Annotated in this window: 2 protein-coding genes; one reads left to right on the top strand and one right to left on the bottom strand. The window is 60.3% G+C overall.

What is annotated here, in order from left to right:
• Window positions 1–132 precede the first annotated feature (132 nt).
• Window positions 133–852 (bottom strand): gamma-glutamylcyclotransferase, encoded by a 720-nt coding sequence (locus tag AAFX91_RS40970; RefSeq protein ID WP_130578879.1) that lies wholly within the window; start codon window positions 850–852, stop codon window positions 133–135.
• A 212-nt stretch (window positions 853–1,064) separates the two neighbouring features.
• On the opposite strand from AAFX91_RS40970, the gene AAFX91_RS40965 reads away from it, so the two are divergent.
• On the top strand, window positions 1,065–1,970 hold the full coding sequence (locus AAFX91_RS40965; protein ID WP_130578880.1) for a LysR family transcriptional regulator: 906 nt from the start codon (window positions 1,065–1,067) through the stop codon (window positions 1,968–1,970).
• Window positions 1,971–2,211: the final 241 nt, after the last annotated feature.

Here is a 2,211-nt window from a genome sequence, read left to right as displayed (position 1 = left end):
CAAAGCTCGCGCCAAACTCGGCCGCGCCTATCCAGCCACCCCCAAAGAGTCAAAATCACTGTGATAGACCACTAGCTACACAATCGGAGAACCGGCTGCCCGCGGATATCATGAAGCGCGTCCATCGCATGTTCAGCCCTCCCGCGCGGACTGAACTGCCGCGACCTCAATACGGAGACGTTCGAGCTCTTCGTCATGGATGCCATGCTCATGCAGGCCTTCGCAGGTCCGGAAAAGGTAGTCCGCAGAGCTGCCCAGGGCGCCGGAGGCGGTCGCAAGGCGCCGAACGACGTGCTCGCGCTCCAGACCGCCGTCGTAGTGTTCGCAAGCAGGATCGATGGTGAAGGCGATCCCGCAGCCAAAGCGCTCGCCATGCTCGTCCAGAAGATCGAGCCAGCGCGGCACGTAGGCACTCGAGAGCATTTCACGCTTCCACAGCATCGCGAGTTCGGACTCGACGATCTCGCCGGAGATCCGGAACGCTACGCCGTCGCAGTGGCCGCCCTCGTCCAGTCCGAGAACAAGTCCCGGATTGTCGAGCGAGCCGCGGCCCGCCGGAGTCGCCAAGCAGAAGGCGCGATGCCAGCCCAACACCTGGGCGACGCGACGTTCGACGAAATGGATGGTCGGATTCCAGACTAGCGACCCATAACCGAACAGCCAGACGTCATCGCGTGGTTTCGCGGCGAGCGTCCGGAGCAACGATTCTTGACGTTCGATCTCCGAAAGGATCCGGACGGTGGGCGCATCACGCGCCACGATGGCGTCGATTACGCCGGTGTTGATCAGGTCTCGGGTCAGGCAATCCAGTTTCACGGCGACCTCCGTAGGTTGGTCGTCGATATGATCCAAGGAATGCTGTTGATAAACGGTGCTGAAAGCGATTGTTTGTCTCTCTTTGGGATACAATAATGGTTAGGCCGACTTAGATAAGTAAACGCAAATATTTAATTGGCACGGAACGCGATTCGGACTGACGTTACTCGAACAAAAGGGAGTGGCAATACCCTCTGCAGAGCGATAATTCAGCGGAGAATACTCTTTTGTCGCCCCGGAGATGACAGATGGCCTCCACCGAGCTTCCCATCAACGACATAGCGACGTTCGTCGCCGTCGCCCAGAACGCGAGCTTCACCAAGGCCGCCGAGAAGCTTGGCACCAGCAAGTCTAACGTCGGCAAGGCGGTGCAGCGGCTGGAGGTGAGACTTGGGACCAGGCTCCTGCAGCGGACCACCAGGGCAGTCCGCCTCACTGAGGACGGCGAGCTCTATCTCGACGCCGCGCGCGCCGCGCTGGACGGATTGAACGAGGCCGAGATCACACTCTCGGCGCGGCGCGACGAACCCGTCGGAAGAGTGCGACTCGATATTCCGATCGGCTTCGGCCGAATGCTCCTACCGGTTTTCGTGCAGGTTCGCGAACGCCATCCCAAGGTCACGATCGAGTTGTCTCTCAGCGACCGTCAGTCGGATCCGGTCAAGGATGGCTGGGACATCGTCGTGCGCGCCGGCGAATTGCCGGCCGAAGGCGATATGACCGCGAGGAAGCTCTGCGACATCCGACTCGGCCTTTATGCGTCGTCGGACTATCTAGGGCGTCATGCTCCACTTATCTCCGTCGACAATCTGACGGGACACGAAGCCATCATCTTTCGGGCGGGGTCGGGCAAAACAAGGCCGTGGACGGTGACCAACGGGAAGTGCGTGTTCAATACCGCGCCACCCGCGAGCGTCATCACGGGAGACGGGCGCGCCTTCATCGACTCGGCCATCGCCGGCATGGGCATCGCGCAGATCTTCGATCGTGTTGCGGCGATGCATGTCGAATCCGGCGAGCTCGAACACGTGCTGCCTCAGGCCGATGTTAACGGGCCTCCCGTCCACGCGCTGATCCCTGCGGGTCGTCGCATGCCGCCGAAGACGCGCGTCGTTCTCGACCAGCTCGTTGAGTTCTTCAAGAGGCCGCTCTGATTTCCGGGTCTTGTCGACGACTTCGAAGGGTATCTCTCGCGTGGTCGCTCATGACCCGCTATGAGCCGTAAGAATTGATGCGTCCACGACAGGAAGAACGCGACGGCGACGTGCGGCGGACCCTCAGGCCAGCGCTCACGCAGCGCTATCGCACAAAATCATAGTCTAGCATTACAGTTGTAATTGACTGAGGATTCTGAATCCATGGGCAACCATGATTCGAAGATCGTGGACGCAGGCA

Source organism: Bradyrhizobium sp. 31Argb (assembly GCF_043638955.1).
In the GTDB taxonomy this organism is placed as follows: Bacteria; Pseudomonadota; Alphaproteobacteria; order Rhizobiales; family Xanthobacteraceae; genus Bradyrhizobium.
This window is presented reverse-complemented; position numbering and strand designations above follow the sequence as displayed.

Coding starts and splice junctions, on each gene's coding strand:
- AAFX91_RS40965 (WP_130578880.1), top strand. CDS start 1,065: ATGGCCTCCACCGAGCTTCCCATCAACGACATAGCGACGTTCGTCGCC.